The following is a 16,911-nucleotide window of genomic DNA, read 5'->3' on the forward strand; positions in this document are numbered from 1 at the left end:
CACCGTCAGGATTTCCCAGTGTGGACGGCCACAAATCGGTTCCCTAATGTCGGTTGGACCCCGTTCTGCGTCTGGAGCTTTCAACGCGGGAGGAAGCAATTCGCCCAAGATCAAAGCCCTGCTGCTTCGAGAGATTCACAATCTCCAACTGAATGCTTTCCTCTTGGGGTGGGGGCAAATGCACTGGAACCAGCAAGAGCCATACAAGGGCGCAAAGGCCGAGGTGCAGAAAGGCGGATGCAGCAAAGCTCCGTCTATCAAACTGATCCTCCGCCCCTGCCTACTGCATCAGCACGTGTCATGGCGCGGCGGCGGAGAGCTGCTGCAACAGCTTGACGAAATGGCTCGTCCTGACACCCTTCGCGTTTTGGGCCGGGTCTACGGTCTGCACGACAACCAGGCGCTTTGAGGGGACGATGGCAATCGCCTGACCGCCATAACCTGATGCCAGCGCTGCACCGGGACCGAATACATCGGGATTCAACGTCCACCAGAGATAGCCGTATCCCATGCTGCCGCGATCGGTCGCGGAATAGGCGGTGGTGGATGCCTTCACCCATGACGCCGGAATGACCTGCAGGCCGCTCCACCGTCCTCCGTCAAGGTAGAGCTGGCCGAACCGGGCCGCATCTCTGGCGCTGAGGCGAAACGGATAGGCGGGGTGAAGGGAATGCTGCTCGGATACATACGTGCCATCCCGCGCTGAGAAATCCTGCATGCCGATTGGCTGAGCGATCCGCTTCGCGAAGCTCTGGAATATATCCTCGCCGGTCTGCTGCCGATAGATCGTGCCCAGCGTGTTGAAATCCCAATTGTTGTAGAACCACAACGTGCCCGGGGCATGGCTTCCCCGCTCCGGCCTGTTTCGCTGCATGTCGCTGGTTTCGTAGGCGGCTGGGTGATAGATGCCGGATCTCGCCATGAGCAGATCGCGCACCTTCGCCCGTTTTTCCGCTCCTGTCAGCGGCGGAGGCTTATCGTCAATGCCGAGATCGGCGAGAGTGGTGCCGAGATCGATGCGACCTTCTGAAACCGAGATGCCATAAAGCGCGCTGGGCAGGCTTTTGCGGACAGAAGCGACATTCACCTTGCGAGATACGTCGCCCCAACTGGCGATCACCTTCCCGTTATGCACCACCATGACCGCCGTGGGCTTCAGGCTGGCAGCATAGTCCTGAATTGCCTTCAACTCCTCGACGGCCCAGCCGGCCGACGCAGGATCGAATCTTTGCGAAGGCTGCGCGCTCGCGCTGACCGCAAAAGCCATCATGAAAATGGAGAAGAAAGCAAAACCGATTGGGCGCATAAATGACCTTAGGCAGAACAATGAGAGCTTTTACCTATCATCACGGCACAAGGAAGGCCTCAGCGTCATCGCGACACTCCAATTACTGCGCCGCAACCACGGCGTCACCAGTGCCGACCAACGCCCCCTCTACTTTGAAATCGAGGATGTCCTGTCTAAGGCTTCCCGCCAGATATAGTGATTACCTCATCGCCAAGTTCATGCGCTTCGTATTATGGGCGGCGATAATCGGGCTGGCCGGTTCGTGGTTCGCAACCTTGTGCTCAAGCAGGCAATCAGGATTTACAGGGCCATTGCTGATAGCTATCTCGGCCATGCCCAATAGCGACTTCCCGCGGCCCCGGGCGATCGCGATCCTCGTGTCGGACCATTTGGAGACCTTCGTGAGTACCTGAACGTTCAGGATCATGGGCGTCTCAATCCCGGCAACGCCGCGCGACTTATTAGGAAGTAGCGGCTCGATCAGCCGCCACTCCTTTCACTCAATCATATAGACCCGTCCCAAAGCTCCTGTTGAGAGTTTCAGCGGATCAACGTTTCATGAGGACGACTAGGCCGCGTCACGCGCTTCATCTTGATAGCGTCGGAACATTGAGATGATCCGCGGATGCGTCCCATCGCGCACACTTCCGACGATCTCAACGAGGCGCCCTGTCCGACTTTCACGCTTTACCCAGTCGCTGATTGTTTCAGCGCAGGTATGGTCGAGATAGCCCAAATCTCGGCCAGCAAGCCGGATGTTGCGGTTTGCCGGTAGGCCTTCTAAAGTAGAAAGGAGGGCGGGGACATCCTTGCACGTGGCCGAACCGCTAAGCTTAACGGAAATAGTCTCGCCTTCGTCAGCTCTCTCGATCCGGAGCCGTTCGCGCAGATAGGGCAACACTTCCACCAAGGAGAGCACAAAGCCGAGCCCGACACCAATTAGCAGGTCCTGAGTCACAACCATGGCTACGGTTACTAGCCAGATTCCTACAGGAACCCAACCGTGATGGTCGAAGAGATGTCGCACGTGGTGCAAGCTGACCAGACGCCAGCCGGTGACCAGCAACACCGCTGCAAGCGCGGTTAACGGCACCAGACCCAAAAGCTGGGGCAACAGCGCAACAAGCGCCAGCACCCAGACGCCATGCATGATCGCCGACGTCCGGGTCTTTGCTCCCGCCTGGATATTGGCCGAGGAACGGACGATGACGCCGGTGATTGGCAAAGCACCGAGCATTCCGCAAATGCCGTTGCCCACGCCCTGCGCGAACAATTCCTTGTTGAAGCGCGTTCGCGGCCCGTCATGCATCCGGTCAACTGCGGCAGCAGACAAAAGCGTCTCAGCGCTGGCGATAATTGCGATGACCAACACGGTTGCCAAAATGCCCGGCTCCGCCAACCGCTGAAAATCATCGACAGCTGGCATGGAAATTCCTTCAGCAAGCGATGCCGGAAGTACGACGCGAGCAATCGGCAAATCCAGTGCAACAGTGACAATCGTTCCGAAGGCGACGCCAATCAGAGCTGCGGGAAGAAGTCGGAGCGAAGCTGGCCGAAACCTTTCCCAACTGATCATCGCTACGAGCGATGCAAGTCCAACCATCAAGGCCAGCGCCTCATTGGTGATGCCGTTGCTCCAAAGGTTACCAACACTGTCGGTGATCGCTACGACATTTTCGATCCCTCCCGCAGCTGGTCTGGCATCCATAAGCACGTGCGTCTGACCAAGGATGATCAAGATGCCGATGCCTGCCAGCATGCCGTGAACCACGGCGGGAGAGATTGCGCGGAACCATGAGCCGATCTTGAGGAAGCCCGCAAGAACTTGCAAAGTTCCGGCAGCGACAAGAACAGGCCCCAGCGCTGACACGCCATATTGTTCCACAAAGCCAAAGACGATCACGGCCAAGCCCGCGGCGGGTCCGGAAACCTGCAACGGGGAGCCGGCTAGAGAGCCGACGACGATCCCACCAACGATGCCTGAGACAAGACCCATAGCAACCGGGACGCCGGAGGCAATCGCGATGCCAAGGCAGAGCGGGATGGCGACGAGAAACACGACGATAGAAGCAGCGATGTCATTAAAAGATATCGGTTTCATTGGTCTACTCCGCTGCGATTGTGCTGAAGGCTGGAATAACCTGAGTCACTCCGCGACCAGAGACAGCAACGGGCAGCGGTTGCCCATCTTCGATTTCGGTAAAGCGGCTTGCGGCACCGTCATAGACGAGGACACTTCCGGTCTCGATGTCAAAGAACCAGCCGTGCAGGCTGACCTCATTGGTGGCAAGCTTTGCTGCGACCGAGGGATGGGTGCGCAGGTGATCGAGCTGCACCACGACATTTTCCATTGCAACAGCGCGGATGCGATCTTTCTCGCCGAGGTCCGTTGGATAGGCTTCGCAGACGATGGAATATGCCGCGTGGCTATGTTTGAGCCAGGCCGCGACGTTCGGCATTGGTCCAAGCAGCTCCGGATGGCAAAGTCCCTTCATTGCCCCGCAGTCTGAATGGCCGCAAACGATGACATCGCTGATGCCCAGCGCCACAACGGCATATTCAATGGCAGAGGAAACGCCTCCATTGGCTGTCTGGAATGGCGGCACAATGTTGCCGGCATTCCGGCAAACGAAGAGTTCCCCGGACCCGACTGCGTGATTGTCTCGGGCATAACGCGGCTGTCGGCACAGGAAATCATAAGGGCCTGTGGCTGCTGCCCCTCACGTGCCAGTTTGCGATAGAGTGCGGAGTGCTCCGGGAAAACCGAGCCTCGAAAATGCGAGATTCCTTTAGATAGATCACCCATTTTGAATCCTCATTTGTGCCGGCTGTTGACGACGTCACACCGGCTCACTGGTGGATGCGAGTATTTCGCACATGCGAGATGACCAACGATGGATGAGGAAAATAAGGCGCTGAAACATGTTTCTTCGAATTGGTTATCACAATCTTGAGAGGTATCTGTCCGATCGTGATGGCTCAGCTTGGCCTTCTGGAGTCTATCGCTCCGATAGCCTCATTTATCCGTATAACTAGTTGACATAAATATATTATGTGGATCCGATCAAACCGGTTTTTGACGCGGAAAATCCCGCGCGGTGAAGGACCCCGGCGCAGGACACAGTAAATACAGATCTATAGAATACAATTGTGACACGTATTGCTGCGCCGCAGCATCATGAGGCTCTTGTGCCTGTTCACTTTGAAGGGGCCATCCGAGCTTCCCGGTATCGGCCGCCCAATCTGAGGACGAAATCCTCCCGACTTAATCTACTTAGTCATCCATGTCCTCTTCAATCAGTAGAGCTTGAAAAGTCAGTCGGGTGCTTGCCAGATACCCTTTGGCGAACACGAGCATGTCTCTTGTGCAGGTGAAGCGACATGCCTGAAAATGGAAAGAACTTGCTTAATCCTGCGAGAAATGAATGCGGGATCCTTGCAGACCGGCTTCGGCCAAATGTCTTCAATAAAGCCATGACAAGCGGTACGGCTGATGAAGTTTCCACGCCTGCTTCGGAATGCCAGTGTATGAGTGTTCGTGTTAGGATCAGGCCACCATGGAGTTCAGCGTCAGGCCGACGCCAACGACCACCACCACGAGCAAGACGTCGACGAGCAAAGCCCGGGCAAAGCCGTGAGGTGGGGAATGCAGACGGTTTACATAATCGTCTTTGAAATTTTCCATAACTGATTTCTCCTTTTCACGAGCCATGGCGATCTGCCGCTGGCTTCATTTCGGTCAGGAGAAACTACAGTGAGGGTGTCGCGAGAATTTCGCAGCGCGGGTCTAAATTGTAATCAAATGTAACGAGACGGTTCGGTTAGACGAAGCTTCAATTCTGCACCAGTGTCCAACCCTTACCGTCGCCAGGAGAGTTTCAGCTATCGGGCGACTCGCTCCGCGCTAGCGAGGACCCGCGTCGTCATCAAATGAAAGGCGTGCGAGCTCCACGGCCGACTGGTTCTCGGTCGCCCACTCGGCGAGGGTACTAACCGGCTTGAGCAAGAAGCGGCCGAGCTCGGTGAGGGCATAGTCGACCGGCGGCCGGATGCTGGGGGTCACTGCCCTCTCGATCAGGCCGTCCCGTTCCAACCCGCGAACCGTAAGCGTCAACATTCGCTGGATGCCCCGCACGTCGCGCTTCGTTGAAGCGGCGCGGCCCTTGGCCGAGCGCGCCGATGACAAGGATGCTCCACTTGCTGCCCACACGGGCAAGTACGCCGCTAACGAGCATGCAATTTCCGGGATCATGTTCGAAGTGGAACAGCAAACTGGCTGATAGGCCCACAAGCGCGGGCAATTACTTTATAGCTGGAACTGATGCTGGCAGCTTTATCCGGTGCTCGTAACCGACGCCTCGCGCCGCATGAACCGAAGCGGCAGCAGATCCGACACGATCGGGTGCCGGCGTTGCGACATCAATTGTTACATCTTTGGCAAAACCAGGCGACATCGGGCTGCCACCATGGCGTCAGTTCAGAAATTCGGAGAACGAACATGACCCTTGGGCTTTGGGATATCCGCGAGATCAAACAAGCGCTCATCATTTTCTGCGAGGAGAACGACCTGGAGTTCAATGATCAGAGCGCGCTTACGGCCGCGCAGCAGTTGATGCGTTTTGCACAACAACAGTCGGCCACCTCTGAGCAGCTGCTTCGTCAACTACGCTCTCATAATGTCGATCTATCTCAACGGGCTTCTTAGGACCCGCTGGTGGGCAGCTGGAGGCGTGAGCCCCGATGACGCAGCGACAATTTGATACAATTTCAGGAACCCGCGGCACATCCCGGCGACAAGGTCCGGTTACGCTGCGAGGCGTCTCGCAGAATGCGCCACCGCCAACAATTTTCAATAAGGGGTTTCAAAAATGATCCGACGTTCCGCGGCGACCTTCGTCCAAACGGCTTTTCTCGTGTGCTGCAGCTTGGCCTTGCACGGTTGCAATGGAGAGGTCGCGGCACAACAGCCGGCCGCGGCCCAGGATCCGGAAGTGAGCGTTCAGGAATTGCAACAAAGAACCGTTGCGCTCACGCGCGAGCTTCCGGGGCGGACGAGTGCCCATCTGGTCTCTGAAGTTCGCCCCCGGGTGACCGGCACCATCCAGAGGCGAGTCTTCGAAGAAGGAAGTCAGGTCGAAGCCGGCGACGTCCTTTACGAGTTGGACCCGACGCCCTTTGAGGCTGCATACCGAAATGCCCAAGCTACCTTGCAGCGGGCCGAGAGTGCCGTTCCAAGCGCCCGGGCCAGGTTCGAGCGCTACGAGCGACTGAGCGTCAACAATGCTGTTAGTCAGCAGGAACTGGACATTGCCCGGACTCAGTTGCTCCAGGCAGAAGCAGATGTTGCAGCGGCGACGGCGGCACTGGAAACGACCCGCATCGAACTTGACTACACGAAAATAGTCGCTCCGATCGGCGGGCGGGTGGATGGCTCAAACGTCACTCAGGGGGCTTTGGTTACGCGGGATCAGCCGCAGCCGCTGACCGTCATCCGTCAACACGATATCATCAATGTGGATCTTGTCAGGTCGAGCTCTAGCCTCTTGGCCCTCAACAAGGCACTGACTTCCAACAGCATCCGATCAAACGGAGAATATGTCACAATCGAGCTGAAGCTTGAGGACGGCTCGCGCTACCCTCATCCTGGTAAGCTTCAATTCCTTGGATCAGCAGTCTCGCAGTCGACAGGAATGGTGTCGTTGCGTGCCGTCTTCCCCAACCCAGATGGAATGCTGATGCCTGGCATGTATGTGCGTGCCCTTATCGAAGAGGGATTTATCGAAAACAGCTTCCTTATCCCGCAGCGGGCTATATCTCGCAATCCCCGCGGACAAGCCGTCGCCCGGTTTGTGACCGATGAAGCGAAAGTAGAAGAGCGCGTGCTGACCGTCGATCGGTCTATCGGGAACAGCTGGCTCGTTACCGATGGTGTGGCCGAGGGCGATCGCGTCGTGGTGGAGGGATCCCAGCGAGCACGGGCGGGACAGAACGTCCGGATCAAGATGGTCGTCGTCGAGGATGAGACAGGGGAGGTGCGAGGCGTGGAGGAAGCCTCTGCGTCGTCGCACCGGCCCGGTCGGGACACCAGAACTCTTGTGGGCTCGCGCGCCTTATCGCTTCAATAGGATAATATCATGTCCCGTTTTTTCATCGAACGACCCATCTTCGCCATCGTCCTTGCCGTAGCGATCATGATGGCAGGGGCTCTGTCGATCCCCGCGTTGTCTATCTCCCAATATCCACAAATCGCGCCGACTGCTGTTCGGATCACTGCGAATTATCCGGGAGCCGATGCGAAGACCGTCGAAGACTCGGTCACAAAGGTGATTGAGCAAGGCATGACCGGGATCGACAATGTCGACTACATTTCATCGAACTCTACGGCGACCGGAGAGTCGTCAATAACACTGACGTTCACCAGCGGGGCGGATCCCGACGTGGCGCAGATGCAGGTTCAAAACAACCTTCAACTTGTTGAAGCACGCTTGCCGCAGGCAGTGCTCGATAGTGGGTTGACCGTTTCAAAATCGACGGCAAGCTTTTTCTTGATTGCCGCTCTCGCATCGTCCGATGGAAGCCTCAACGGGAACGATATCGCCGACTTCATCGACACCTCGCTTATGGATACGTTACGACGCGTACCCGGCGTCGGGGAAGCGCGTCTTCTTGGATCGGATCGCTATGCGATGCGTATCTGGATCGATCCGGATAAGCTTGCTCAGCATGGGTTGATGGTGAGCGATATCACGCAGGCCGTGCGGGCGCAAAATACGCAGGTCTCCGCCGGCCAGCTCGGCGCCGTACCGCAGCGGCGGGGACAGCAACTCAATGCCACAGTCACGGCAGGGAGTCGTCTGCAAACTGTACAGCAGTTCGAGGCGATCATTCTCGACAGCCATGCAGATGGATCCGTCGTCCGCCTGAACGACGTTGCGAAGGTGGAGCTGGGTGCGGAGAGCTACACCCTCTCAAGTACCTACAGTGGTGCGCCAGCGGCTGGGGTCGGTTTTCGATTGGCGTCCGGAGCCAATGCACTGGACACAGCTGAAGCCATCCAGACCGAGATTGAGCGGCAGAGGCCGAATTTTCCGGCCAGCGTCGATGTACATTATCCGTTCGACACCTCGCCTTTCGTCCGATTGTCGATTGAGGGAGTGGTGGTGACGCTGATCGAGGCCGTCGTTCTTGTCTTCATCGTCATGTACGTGTTCCTGCAAAATATCCGAGCTACAATTATCCCGACGATGGCCATTCCAGTCGTGCTCCTGGGGACGTTTGCCGTTCTGGAGCTATTCGGCTACTCCATCAACACGCTCACGATGTTCGGAATGGTGCTGGCGATCGGCCTCTTGGTCGACGATGCCATCGTCGTCGTCGAGAATGTCGAACGGGTCATGGAGGAAGAAGATCTCGGGGCCCGCGAGGCGACAATCAAGTCGATGGGTGAAATCAGCAGCGCTCTCATCGGCATCACAACTGTCCTGGCCGCGGTGTTTATTCCGATGGCATTCTTCTCCGGCTCCGTCGGCATAATCTATCGGCAGTTTTCTGTTACCATTGTCACGGCCATGGTCCTGTCTGTCCTTGTCGCGCTGGTGCTGACGCCCGCTCTTTGCGCATGGCTTCTAAAGAGACCGGTCCACGGAGCGGCAAAGGCTGCGCCGTTTCGATGGTTCAATGCAGGATTCGCGCGCTTCACAAACGGGTATCAAAAAGCCACTCAGGTTCTGCTTCGCCGCATCGCCATTGGCGTCCTCATATGCGTAGCAATCGCTGTTGGAGTAGGTTTCCTGTTTGCCAGGCTACCTTCTGCCTTTCTTCCCGAAGAGGATCAGGGACGCCTTGTGACCGCTGTCCAGTTGCCGCCAGGCGCGACGGCTGACCGGACGCGGAGAGTTCTGGATCAGGTTATAGAACACTACCTGACGAACGAGCGTGATTACGTCGAGGGTATATTCGGATCTGTCGGCTTCAGTTTTGGCGGGCAGGGGCAGAATGTTGCTACCGTATTCGTCGCGCTGAAGGATTTCGAGGAAAGGCGGACTCCTGAGGCGTCGGCCGCCGCGATTGTCCAGCGGGCAATGGCGGCTTTCACGAAGATATCCGACGGACGTGTCGTCGCGCTAAATCCTCCTGCGATCCCAGGCTTTGGTAACAACAGCGGGTTCGATTTCTTCCTTCGCGACACCGGCAACGCCGGACACGAGGCTCTCATGGCTGCCCGCAACCAGCTGCTGGGCGCGGCAGCGCAAAACGACCGGCTGACAGGTACACGCCCCAACGGACAAGACGACACGCCGCAATACTCAATTGCCATAGATCGCGATCGCGCGAGTGCGTTGGGCATCGACTTATCAGATATTGACGCGACTCTGTCCACGGCCTGGGGAGGCACATACGTGAACGATTTCCTCGACCGTGGCCGCGTGAAGCGGGTGTATGTCCAGTCCGACGCCGAGTTTCGTATGCAACCCGAGGACTTCGAGCGCTGGCATGTCCGCAATAATCTCGGTGAAATGGTCCCTCTGTCATCCTTCTCGACCGGGAACTGGAGCTATGGATCACCGAGACTGGAGCGATATAACGGCGTCTCTGCGGTGCAACTGCAGGGATCGCCCGCGGCTGGAGTAAGTTCTGGACAGGCGATGGAGGAAATCGATCGCATGGTCGACGACCTTCCAGAGGGCTTTTCCCACCAATGGACCGGCCTGTCCGCGGAGGAGCGACTTGCAGGCGATCAGGCACTCCGACTGTACGTCATCTCCGTCATTGTTGTCTTTCTGGCGCTGGCTGCACTTTACGAAAGCTGGACGGTGCCCTTTTCTGTCATGCTCTCGGTACCGGTGGGTATTCTAGGAGCACTGATCGCGGCAAGCCAATTCGGACAGCTAAATGATGTTTACTTCAAGGTCGGGCTGCTGACGACCATTGGACTAACGGCAAAGAACGCAATTCTGATTGTCGAGTTCGCAACAGCGGAGGAATTGAAGGGCAAGGGCCTTATCGAGGCGACGATTGAGGCGTCGCGTCAACGCCTTCGACCTATCCTCATGACCTCCTTCGCCTTTATCTTGGGCGTCTTGCCCCTCGCAACCGCCTCAGGTGCGGGAGCTGGAAGTCAAAATTCCATCGGTATCGGCGTGATGGGTGGAATGATCGCCGCGACAGTCTTTGGAATATTCCTAATCCCGGTCCTGTACGTTGTGACCCGTAAATTGGCTGGCATCAGAAGGTCGAGCTCGTCTCGTGTCCAGTCGATTGCGAACGCACCGGCAGAATAGGATCTAATCCTGAGATAAGTTCAGTGCAAACTGCGGTCTCGAACCTCCCGTAGCAAAGGGGAAGATGGTATCGATGGCGAACTGAAGTCCCGTGGCCGCCGGCTTTGCGCCCGATGGAAATGTTCTTGATAGGGTTCTGGACAGCGTCCTGGCCAGCGAGAAGCCGAATGAGTATGATCTGACCAGCGTGGCTTTCGGGGGGCTGCTGATGGAAATCGAGACACGGCCGAGTCCACGAGACAGCGGTAAACATCGACACCGACGAGAGAGGGTTGCGGCGGTCATCCTGGCTGCGGGGAAAGCTAGCCGGATGGGCGAGGGTGGCGCACACAAGCTGCTGGCGCAATTCGACGGCAAAGCGCTGGTTCGCCGCGTTGCTGAAACCGCACTCGCTGCCGATGCAACATCCGTCGTCGTCGTGACAGGTCACCGGCGCAGCGAGATCGAGGCCGCACTCTCAGGGCTGGGCGTGACCGCCATGGAGAACCCGGATTATGCGTCCGGTATGGCGAGCTCGCTTATCATGGGATTTTCAGCCCTAGCGGTGCGTGATGCGGATGGCGTTCTTGTCATGCTTGCGGATATGCCCGGCGTGAACGCTGTCCACCTCGATGCCCTGATCGAGGCCTTCCGCAGAGCTTCCGGGCGAGCCATCGTCCGTGCCGTCTCTCGCGGCAAGCGTGGCAACCCGGTCATCCTCCCGCGATCGCTCGGTGATGCAGTCGTGAAGCTTGAAGGAGACGTGGGAGCGCGGCATATCATTGAGCGATCGGGTCTGCCGGTCATCGACGTCGATATCGGCGACGCGGCGCATCTGGACGTAGACACGCCCGAGACCGTTTTGGCGGCCGGTGGCATCTTGAGGGGATAGGATGCAAATGATGACTGGAATCAGACCAGCAGCTGATTGCGTTCGCCGCTGATGCCGGCCGCGCGGATAAGTCTTCTACGGATAATACGCACGGGATCGGCTAATTCGGCTTCAGAATGCGCGAGGCTACTCCGGAGGTCTAAAAAGAGCGGGTAACGTTTGCGCCTGCCGGATCGTCCGGGTCCAGGAATGAACTGGCGTAGTTGAGGGGGCACCGATGGCCGCCAAGGCCATCGGTGCAGTCGCCGCTTCGAGACTTGGGGTCCGGGTCGATCGCGACCCATCGACAGTAGCGTTCAATTGTCGGCAATTTGTGCCAAGATTGTCGCAAACGTCACAGATTGGCTCTACACATTCGTGGCAGACGCCGCCTGTTCCACTTCGATGTCCGAAGATGCGCAAGCCCTAAAAAGTGCCATTTTAGAGGCTCACGAATTCGCGGTGCCTTGCCACCCTGCCACCCCGCCGCTGTGAAACTTTGATACACTTTTTCGGCTGCGAAGACCCGACGGTTTGTTGTATTCTCCACGGTAAACAAGGACATGACAATGGATACGGCCGCACATATAGTTGTCGTTGATGATCACGGCGATATCCGGGATCTCGTTCAACGATATCTTGAACAACAGGGTTACAGGGTTACAGCCGTTGATAGCGGTATGGCGCTCCGACGCCTATTGGAGAAACAAGCGGCCGACCTGATCGTTCTCGATGTGATGATGCCAGGCGAGGACGGACTTTCAGTATGCCGTCAGTTGCGTGCATCCACCGGGATCCCGGTGATTTTCCTCACCGCTATGGCCGATGAGACCGATCGGATTATCGGCTTGGAACTTGGTGCCGACGACTACCTGGTCAAGCCGTTCAATCCGAGAGAGCTTCTGGCTCGCATTCGAGCAGTACTGCGCAGATCCGCCAACCCCGGTATGTCCATCGCCGCAGCGAACCCAAAAAATGTCCGCGTTGGACCTTGGCGTGTCAATATCGGTCGCCAGGAGATTTCGGGCGATGACGGGGTTGGAATTCCCTTAAGTTCAGCGGAGTTCCGCCTTTTGAAAGTCTTCATCGATCGACCTGGGCATGTTTTGAGCCGAGAGCAGCTTCTCGATCTAACCGTCGGACGAACTGCAGACGTTTTTGATCGTACTATTGATAATCAGGTCAGCCGGCTGAGGAAGAAAATCGAAGACAATCCAAAAAACCCATCGATTATCAAAACGCACTGGGGCGGCGGCTATAGCCTCTCGGTGGAAGTGGCTCCGGAATGATAAAAAACTGGACAAGAACTCTCGCGGCGCAATTCATCGGCTTTACCCTCGCGGCCTTGCTCATCGCGCAAGCCATTACATTCGTGATATCCTGGAACGAGCATTCGAAGGCGTTGGATGCGGCCGCCAAGAGCGAGTTCTTCAGCCGCACGCGAACGATAACCCGCCTTGTCAACGACGCCGTGCCGAGCTCCAGGCAACAGGTCCTTACCGCCAGTGAAACGGGAGACTCGCGTTTCTGGATAAGCGATCGTGATCCGGCGAGCGCGGAGAAGTGGAGGTTGCAGGCGGTTGACCAATTCAGCCGACCGCTGGAAAATTACGTTGACCTCGTGCGCTTTTTTGAAGGGGGAACGGCCACGCCGCAGATACCAACGGCAAAGAACGTGGCGTCCTCAAACCGTGGCGAGGACTGGAAGGCACCATTCCAGGAGCTGTGGGCGCTTCCGCAACCGGTCAAGTATCTCTATTTTGATGGAGCTCGCGGATATGGCATGGCCGTCATGCTGGACGACGGCAATTATCTAAACGCTGCCTTCTACACGAGACAAGGTAGCTGGTGGACCTCTACCTCATTGAGGTCTCTTGTTCTGACTGCTGTTGTGCTCGCCTTCATCGGTGTTCTCGTCGGCAATCGCATCGCCAGACCACTTAAAAGTCTAGCCGTTGCCGCCGAGGCGCTTGGCCGTGGCGAGAATTTGCCTCCATTGGAGGAAAGCGGGCCAGAGGAAGTTCGGCGAACTGCGTCCGCGTTTAACAGAATGCAAGCGCGCCTGCATCGGTTCATAGACGACAGAACGAAGATGCTCGCGGCGATCGGTCATGATCTGCGCACACCACTCACCTCTCTTCGCTTGAGGGCCGAGTTCGTGCAGGATGAGGAGATCCAGCGAAAAATGCTCGCGACAATCGAGGAACTGCAGAGCATGACAGAAGCGGCAATCGCGTTCGCGCGCGGCGAATCGACAGAGGAAGAGACCCGGCCTATCCAACTTGAGGCTTTGATCGGCAGCATCTGTGATGATCAGGAAGATCTGGGCCGTCCGGTGACCTTGGTTAGCGCTGACAAGATAACATATCGCTGTCGGCCGGACGGGCTTAGACGAGCGGTTCGCAATATTGTCGAAAACGCGGTTCGATATGGAGGGGAGGCAAAGGTACTCATTCTTCAAACAGTCGGAACGGTCGATATCGTTGTCGAGGACCGCGGACCAGGCATCCCAGAGGAAATGAGGGAAAAGGTCTTCGCTCCATTTTTTAGGCTGGAAGGATCTCGTAATAAGCAAACCGGTGGTATCGGGCTCGGTTTGGCGATTGCGCGAGCAGTTGCCCGTCAGCATGGCGGCGATATTATATTCGTCACCAAAGAGAATGGAATGCGGACAATTATTTCCTTGCCACGTCACGACGACGGTGAAGCGGGCCGAACCGCCAACCCAAAACGATGGAAGGTTGGTGCAGCGATAATATCCTCGCGCCGGAGACGACAGGTCAGCCCGGCTTCGTCTTGATCGATTTTTTAGGTTGTCTCTTACGATGTCTGCGACACAACTTGCGCCGAGAGGGGGACACGGCGGGCCTCAGCGTGGAATTTTCTTGGGCAAGGGTTGCACTGAGCCGGCGCGGCGATATTCCAATCGCGTCTCGCTCAGCGAGCGTCGCTCCATTGTATAGTCCCCGAATGTGACATCGCCGGCATTGATACCCGCTGTTTGCGGTTTGGTCGGTTTTTGCCTGGCTAAATGCTAGGCCAGCGAGCCGCCCGGGCTTGCCCACGGTACGACTTTACAAAAGTCCCTCATGCCAAGCTTGGTGCACCGTACGTATACTCGGGCGAAAACCCAGGCTGCGGGCGAGGGACGTATCGACATGCAGGTACCAGGGATTTGAGAGAGGCTCGCAACTTGAGTCCAACCGCTTCCCCACCATGCCCGCGAGTTCGTAGATCGAGGAGGGCGCCTCGTCGGCCAAGTTCACGATGCGCCGATCGAAATCACCTTTGAGCGCCAGCGTTATTGCTTGTGCGATGTCACGATGGTGGATCGTGCTCATGCGTTGCGCCGGATGCCAGGCGCTGACGTGCTTGGGAAGAGATTGGAGATGTCCGTCACCGTCGCCGTAGACGAAGGGAAAGCGAAGGATGGACCAGTTCAACCCGCTTTCGCGCAGTTCTTTCTCCGCGGCAACCTTGCTTGCGGGATAGGCGTGCTCGGGATCGACCGGGTCGTCTTCCCTTCCTGGATGCGGATTATCCTTGTTGTAGACGTGGCTGGTGCTCGACATGATGAACCGCGCGTCGGGAGCGTGGCTCTTCACCGCAGCGATCAAGTTGCGTGTCCCATCGAGGTTACTTTTCCAGATGAAATCGGTGTCTTGTGTGCGAAACACAGCGGCAAGATGCACGATTGCGGAAACCCCTTGGACGGCGTTCGCCAGGGTTGAAGGGTCGAGAATATCGCCCGTCACGGCATCAATTTCTTCAGGGCAGCTCTTGCCCGGCCGGAGCAGGGCTCGGCAAGCGTAGCCGGTGTCCACCAACCGCGGCAGAAGTCGCTCGCCAACGAGCCCGGTGGCTCCGGTGATCAATACGGACATTTGCTCAATCCTTTCTCAACAGGGTCTGCAGTCGTTCGGTCGCTGATTTGAGGACACGGATGGTCGTGGCCAGATCGGCCTCGTCGATCCCGCCGAAGGCAGCATCGTGAATGAAAGAAAGATCAGGGATCCGGCGCCACAGCGCCTCGCCGCCAGCTGTCAATGTCAGCAGACGTTGACGCTGATCGCCTCCGTCCGCCGTCTGCGCAATCAGATCCTTGCGGACGAGCGTGGCGATGATTCCGCTTAAGGTGGCGCGTTCCAATTCGAGTGCGTGACCAAGATCACGCTGGACGGACGGGCCGTTGTTGACGAGATACCAGAGGACATACCATTGCGTGGATCCGAGATCGAATGGCCGCAGGCGCTCGTCCATGAGGGCCCGGCCCGCGAAGTAACATCGCTTCGTCCATGCTCCCACGGAAAGGTCTTTGGTGTCCGCCTGATCATGCATGAAACGGCCTGTTTATTCGTTCGCTACCATACGATAATCGCAAGGTAGCGAACGAATGTCAAGGCTCGATGCTGTCGGATCGGATGAAGCGATCTCAAGGGGACGGGCCAGAAAGCTGGACAGCCGTCTTAGACGTAAGCGACGCGATCAGGTCGGCAATGACTGTGATGACGACGACGTCGCTGGTGGCGTTATCGCCACCGCTTCACATGATCGACGAGCGCCCGAAGCTTGGGAGCGAGATTGCGCCGGCTGGGGTAATAAAGAAAGAAGCCGGCAAACGGCGGGCAATAGTCCTGAAGCAGAGGGACCAGTTGACAGGATTCGACATAGGGTTTGAACGTGTCTTCCATACCGAAGGTAATGCCGCCGCCGGCACAGGCCGTGCGGATCATAAGCCACATGTCGTTGGTGGTTATCTGCGGGTCGACAGCCACGTCGAATTCGCGCCCGTTTTCGCCGAATTCCCAGCGATAGGGTGCGCTATGTGGCGCTGGTCGCCAGCCGATGCACCGATGCGCGGCGAGCTCCGAAGGATGCTCAGGCTTGCCGAAGCGTTCGATGTAGGATGGGGCGGCGAAGGCGCCCTGACGCTGATCGCCCGATACGGGCACGGCAATCATATCCTGATCAATGACTTCGCCCAGGCGCACCCCCGCGTCAAAGCCTTCCGCGACAATGTCGAATTCCTCGTCCGTGACAGTCACGTCGACCTGAACAGCGGGAAAGGTGTCCGCAAATCGCGCCAGAAGCGGCCCGGAGATGAACTGCTCGGCGATGGATGACACCGCCAGCCTCAACAGTCCGCTCGGTGCGCTGTCGCGGTCCGCCGTCGCGTCGAGCGCCAGTCCGACTTCGGAAATGGCCGGCGCCACTCGCTGATACAGTTGTTCGCCGGCCTCCGTGAGACTGACGCTGCGTGTCGTGCGCTGCACGAGCGCCACACCTAGCCGATCTTCGAGACGCCGGATCGTCTGGCTGACCGCTGGCCGTGTGACGCCCAGATTCTCCGCGGCCACGCGAAAGCTCCGCGCTTCGGCGACTGCCAGGAAAACAGAGATGCCATTCAGATCGATCGCCATTGGTTAGAATTAGTTACCATAGTGGTCATCATTGGGCAAATTGTTCGCTCTCCTTGGCGCGTCTATCTTGGA

Annotated in this window: 14 protein-coding genes and 1 pseudogene; 6 read left to right on the top strand and 9 right to left on the bottom strand. The window is 57.5% G+C overall.

Annotation, left to right across the window (positions count from 1 at the left end):
- Positions 1-298 precede the first annotated feature (298 nt).
- From ACR9ZQ_RS05860 to ACR9ZQ_RS05885, 6 genes and pseudogenes are all read right to left on the bottom strand, one after another.
- Complete coding sequence (locus tag ACR9ZQ_RS05860) at positions 299-1,306, bottom strand: serine hydrolase domain-containing protein (RefSeq protein ID WP_481427215.1); 1,008 nt, start codon at positions 1,304-1,306, stop codon at positions 299-301.
- Between the two features lie 181 nt (positions 1,307-1,487).
- Entirely contained in the window at positions 1,488-1,715 is a 228-nt protein-coding gene (locus ACR9ZQ_RS05865; RefSeq protein WP_481427216.1) for a hypothetical protein, read from the bottom strand.
- Positions 1,716-1,856: 141 nt separating this feature from the next.
- Positions 1,857-3,389 (bottom strand): SulP family inorganic anion transporter, encoded by a 1,533-nt coding sequence (locus ACR9ZQ_RS05870; protein WP_481427217.1) that lies wholly within the window; start codon positions 3,387-3,389, stop codon positions 1,857-1,859.
- A 4-nt stretch (positions 3,390-3,393) separates the two neighbouring features.
- A pseudogene (locus ACR9ZQ_RS05875) lies at positions 3,394-4,094 on the bottom strand (carbonic anhydrase).
- 741 nt (positions 4,095-4,835) lie between these two features.
- Positions 4,836-4,973 (bottom strand): hypothetical protein, encoded by a 138-nt coding sequence (locus tag ACR9ZQ_RS05880; RefSeq protein WP_481427218.1) that lies wholly within the window; start codon positions 4,971-4,973, stop codon positions 4,836-4,838.
- 219 nt (positions 4,974-5,192) lie between these two features.
- Positions 5,193-5,474: a winged helix-turn-helix transcriptional regulator gene (locus tag ACR9ZQ_RS05885; protein ID WP_481427219.1), complete on the bottom strand. Its 282-nt coding sequence runs from the start codon at positions 5,472-5,474 to the stop codon at positions 5,193-5,195.
- A gap of 312 nt (positions 5,475-5,786) precedes the next feature.
- On the opposite strand from ACR9ZQ_RS05885, the gene ACR9ZQ_RS05890 reads away from it, so the two are divergent.
- The 6 genes from ACR9ZQ_RS05890 to ACR9ZQ_RS05915 all read left to right on the top strand — a co-directional run bounded on the left by ACR9ZQ_RS05890 (position 5,787) and on the right by ACR9ZQ_RS05915 (position 14,219).
- Positions 5,787-5,993 (top strand): hypothetical protein, encoded by a 207-nt coding sequence (locus ACR9ZQ_RS05890; RefSeq protein WP_481427220.1) that lies wholly within the window; start codon positions 5,787-5,789, stop codon positions 5,991-5,993.
- 286 nt (positions 5,994-6,279) lie between these two features.
- Positions 6,280-7,413 (top strand): efflux RND transporter periplasmic adaptor subunit, encoded by a 1,134-nt coding sequence (locus tag ACR9ZQ_RS05895; RefSeq protein ID WP_481427221.1) that lies wholly within the window; start codon positions 6,280-6,282, stop codon positions 7,411-7,413.
- Positions 7,414-7,422: 9 nt separating this feature from the next.
- Entirely contained in the window at positions 7,423-10,569 is a 3,147-nt protein-coding gene (locus tag ACR9ZQ_RS05900; RefSeq protein WP_481427222.1) for an efflux RND transporter permease subunit, read from the top strand.
- Positions 10,570-10,777: 208 nt separating this feature from the next.
- Positions 10,778-11,440 (top strand): nucleotidyltransferase family protein, encoded by a 663-nt coding sequence (locus ACR9ZQ_RS05905; protein WP_481427223.1) that lies wholly within the window; start codon positions 10,778-10,780, stop codon positions 11,438-11,440.
- Between the two features lie 548 nt (positions 11,441-11,988).
- Positions 11,989-12,708 carry a response regulator gene (locus ACR9ZQ_RS05910; RefSeq protein ID WP_481427224.1) on the top strand — a complete coding sequence of 240 codons (720 nt, stop codon included), beginning with the start codon at positions 11,989-11,991 and terminating at the stop codon, positions 12,706-12,708.
- On the top strand, positions 12,705-14,219 hold the full coding sequence (locus ACR9ZQ_RS05915; RefSeq protein ID WP_481427225.1) for an ATP-binding protein: 1,515 nt from the start codon (positions 12,705-12,707) through the stop codon (positions 14,217-14,219). Before ACR9ZQ_RS05910 ends, ACR9ZQ_RS05915 begins: the two co-directional genes overlap by 4 nt.
- A gap of 274 nt (positions 14,220-14,493) precedes the next feature.
- Here ACR9ZQ_RS05915 and ACR9ZQ_RS05920 read toward each other — a convergent pair whose 3' ends face one another.
- The 3 genes from ACR9ZQ_RS05920 to ACR9ZQ_RS05930 form a co-directional block, all read right to left on the bottom strand.
- Positions 14,494-15,303 carry an NAD-dependent epimerase/dehydratase family protein gene (locus ACR9ZQ_RS05920; RefSeq protein ID WP_481427226.1) on the bottom strand — a complete coding sequence of 270 codons (810 nt, stop codon included), beginning with the start codon at positions 15,301-15,303 and terminating at the stop codon, positions 14,494-14,496.
- Between the two features lie 4 nt (positions 15,304-15,307).
- Positions 15,308-15,757 carry a MarR family winged helix-turn-helix transcriptional regulator gene (locus ACR9ZQ_RS05925; protein ID WP_481427227.1) on the bottom strand — a complete coding sequence of 150 codons (450 nt, stop codon included), beginning with the start codon at positions 15,755-15,757 and terminating at the stop codon, positions 15,308-15,310.
- 191 nt (positions 15,758-15,948) lie between these two features.
- Complete coding sequence (locus ACR9ZQ_RS05930) at positions 15,949-16,839, bottom strand: LysR family transcriptional regulator (RefSeq protein WP_481427228.1); 891 nt, start codon at positions 16,837-16,839, stop codon at positions 15,949-15,951.
- Positions 16,840-16,911: the final 72 nt, after the last annotated feature.

This window comes from Rhizobium sp. KNZ14-9A (genome assembly GCF_056755015.1).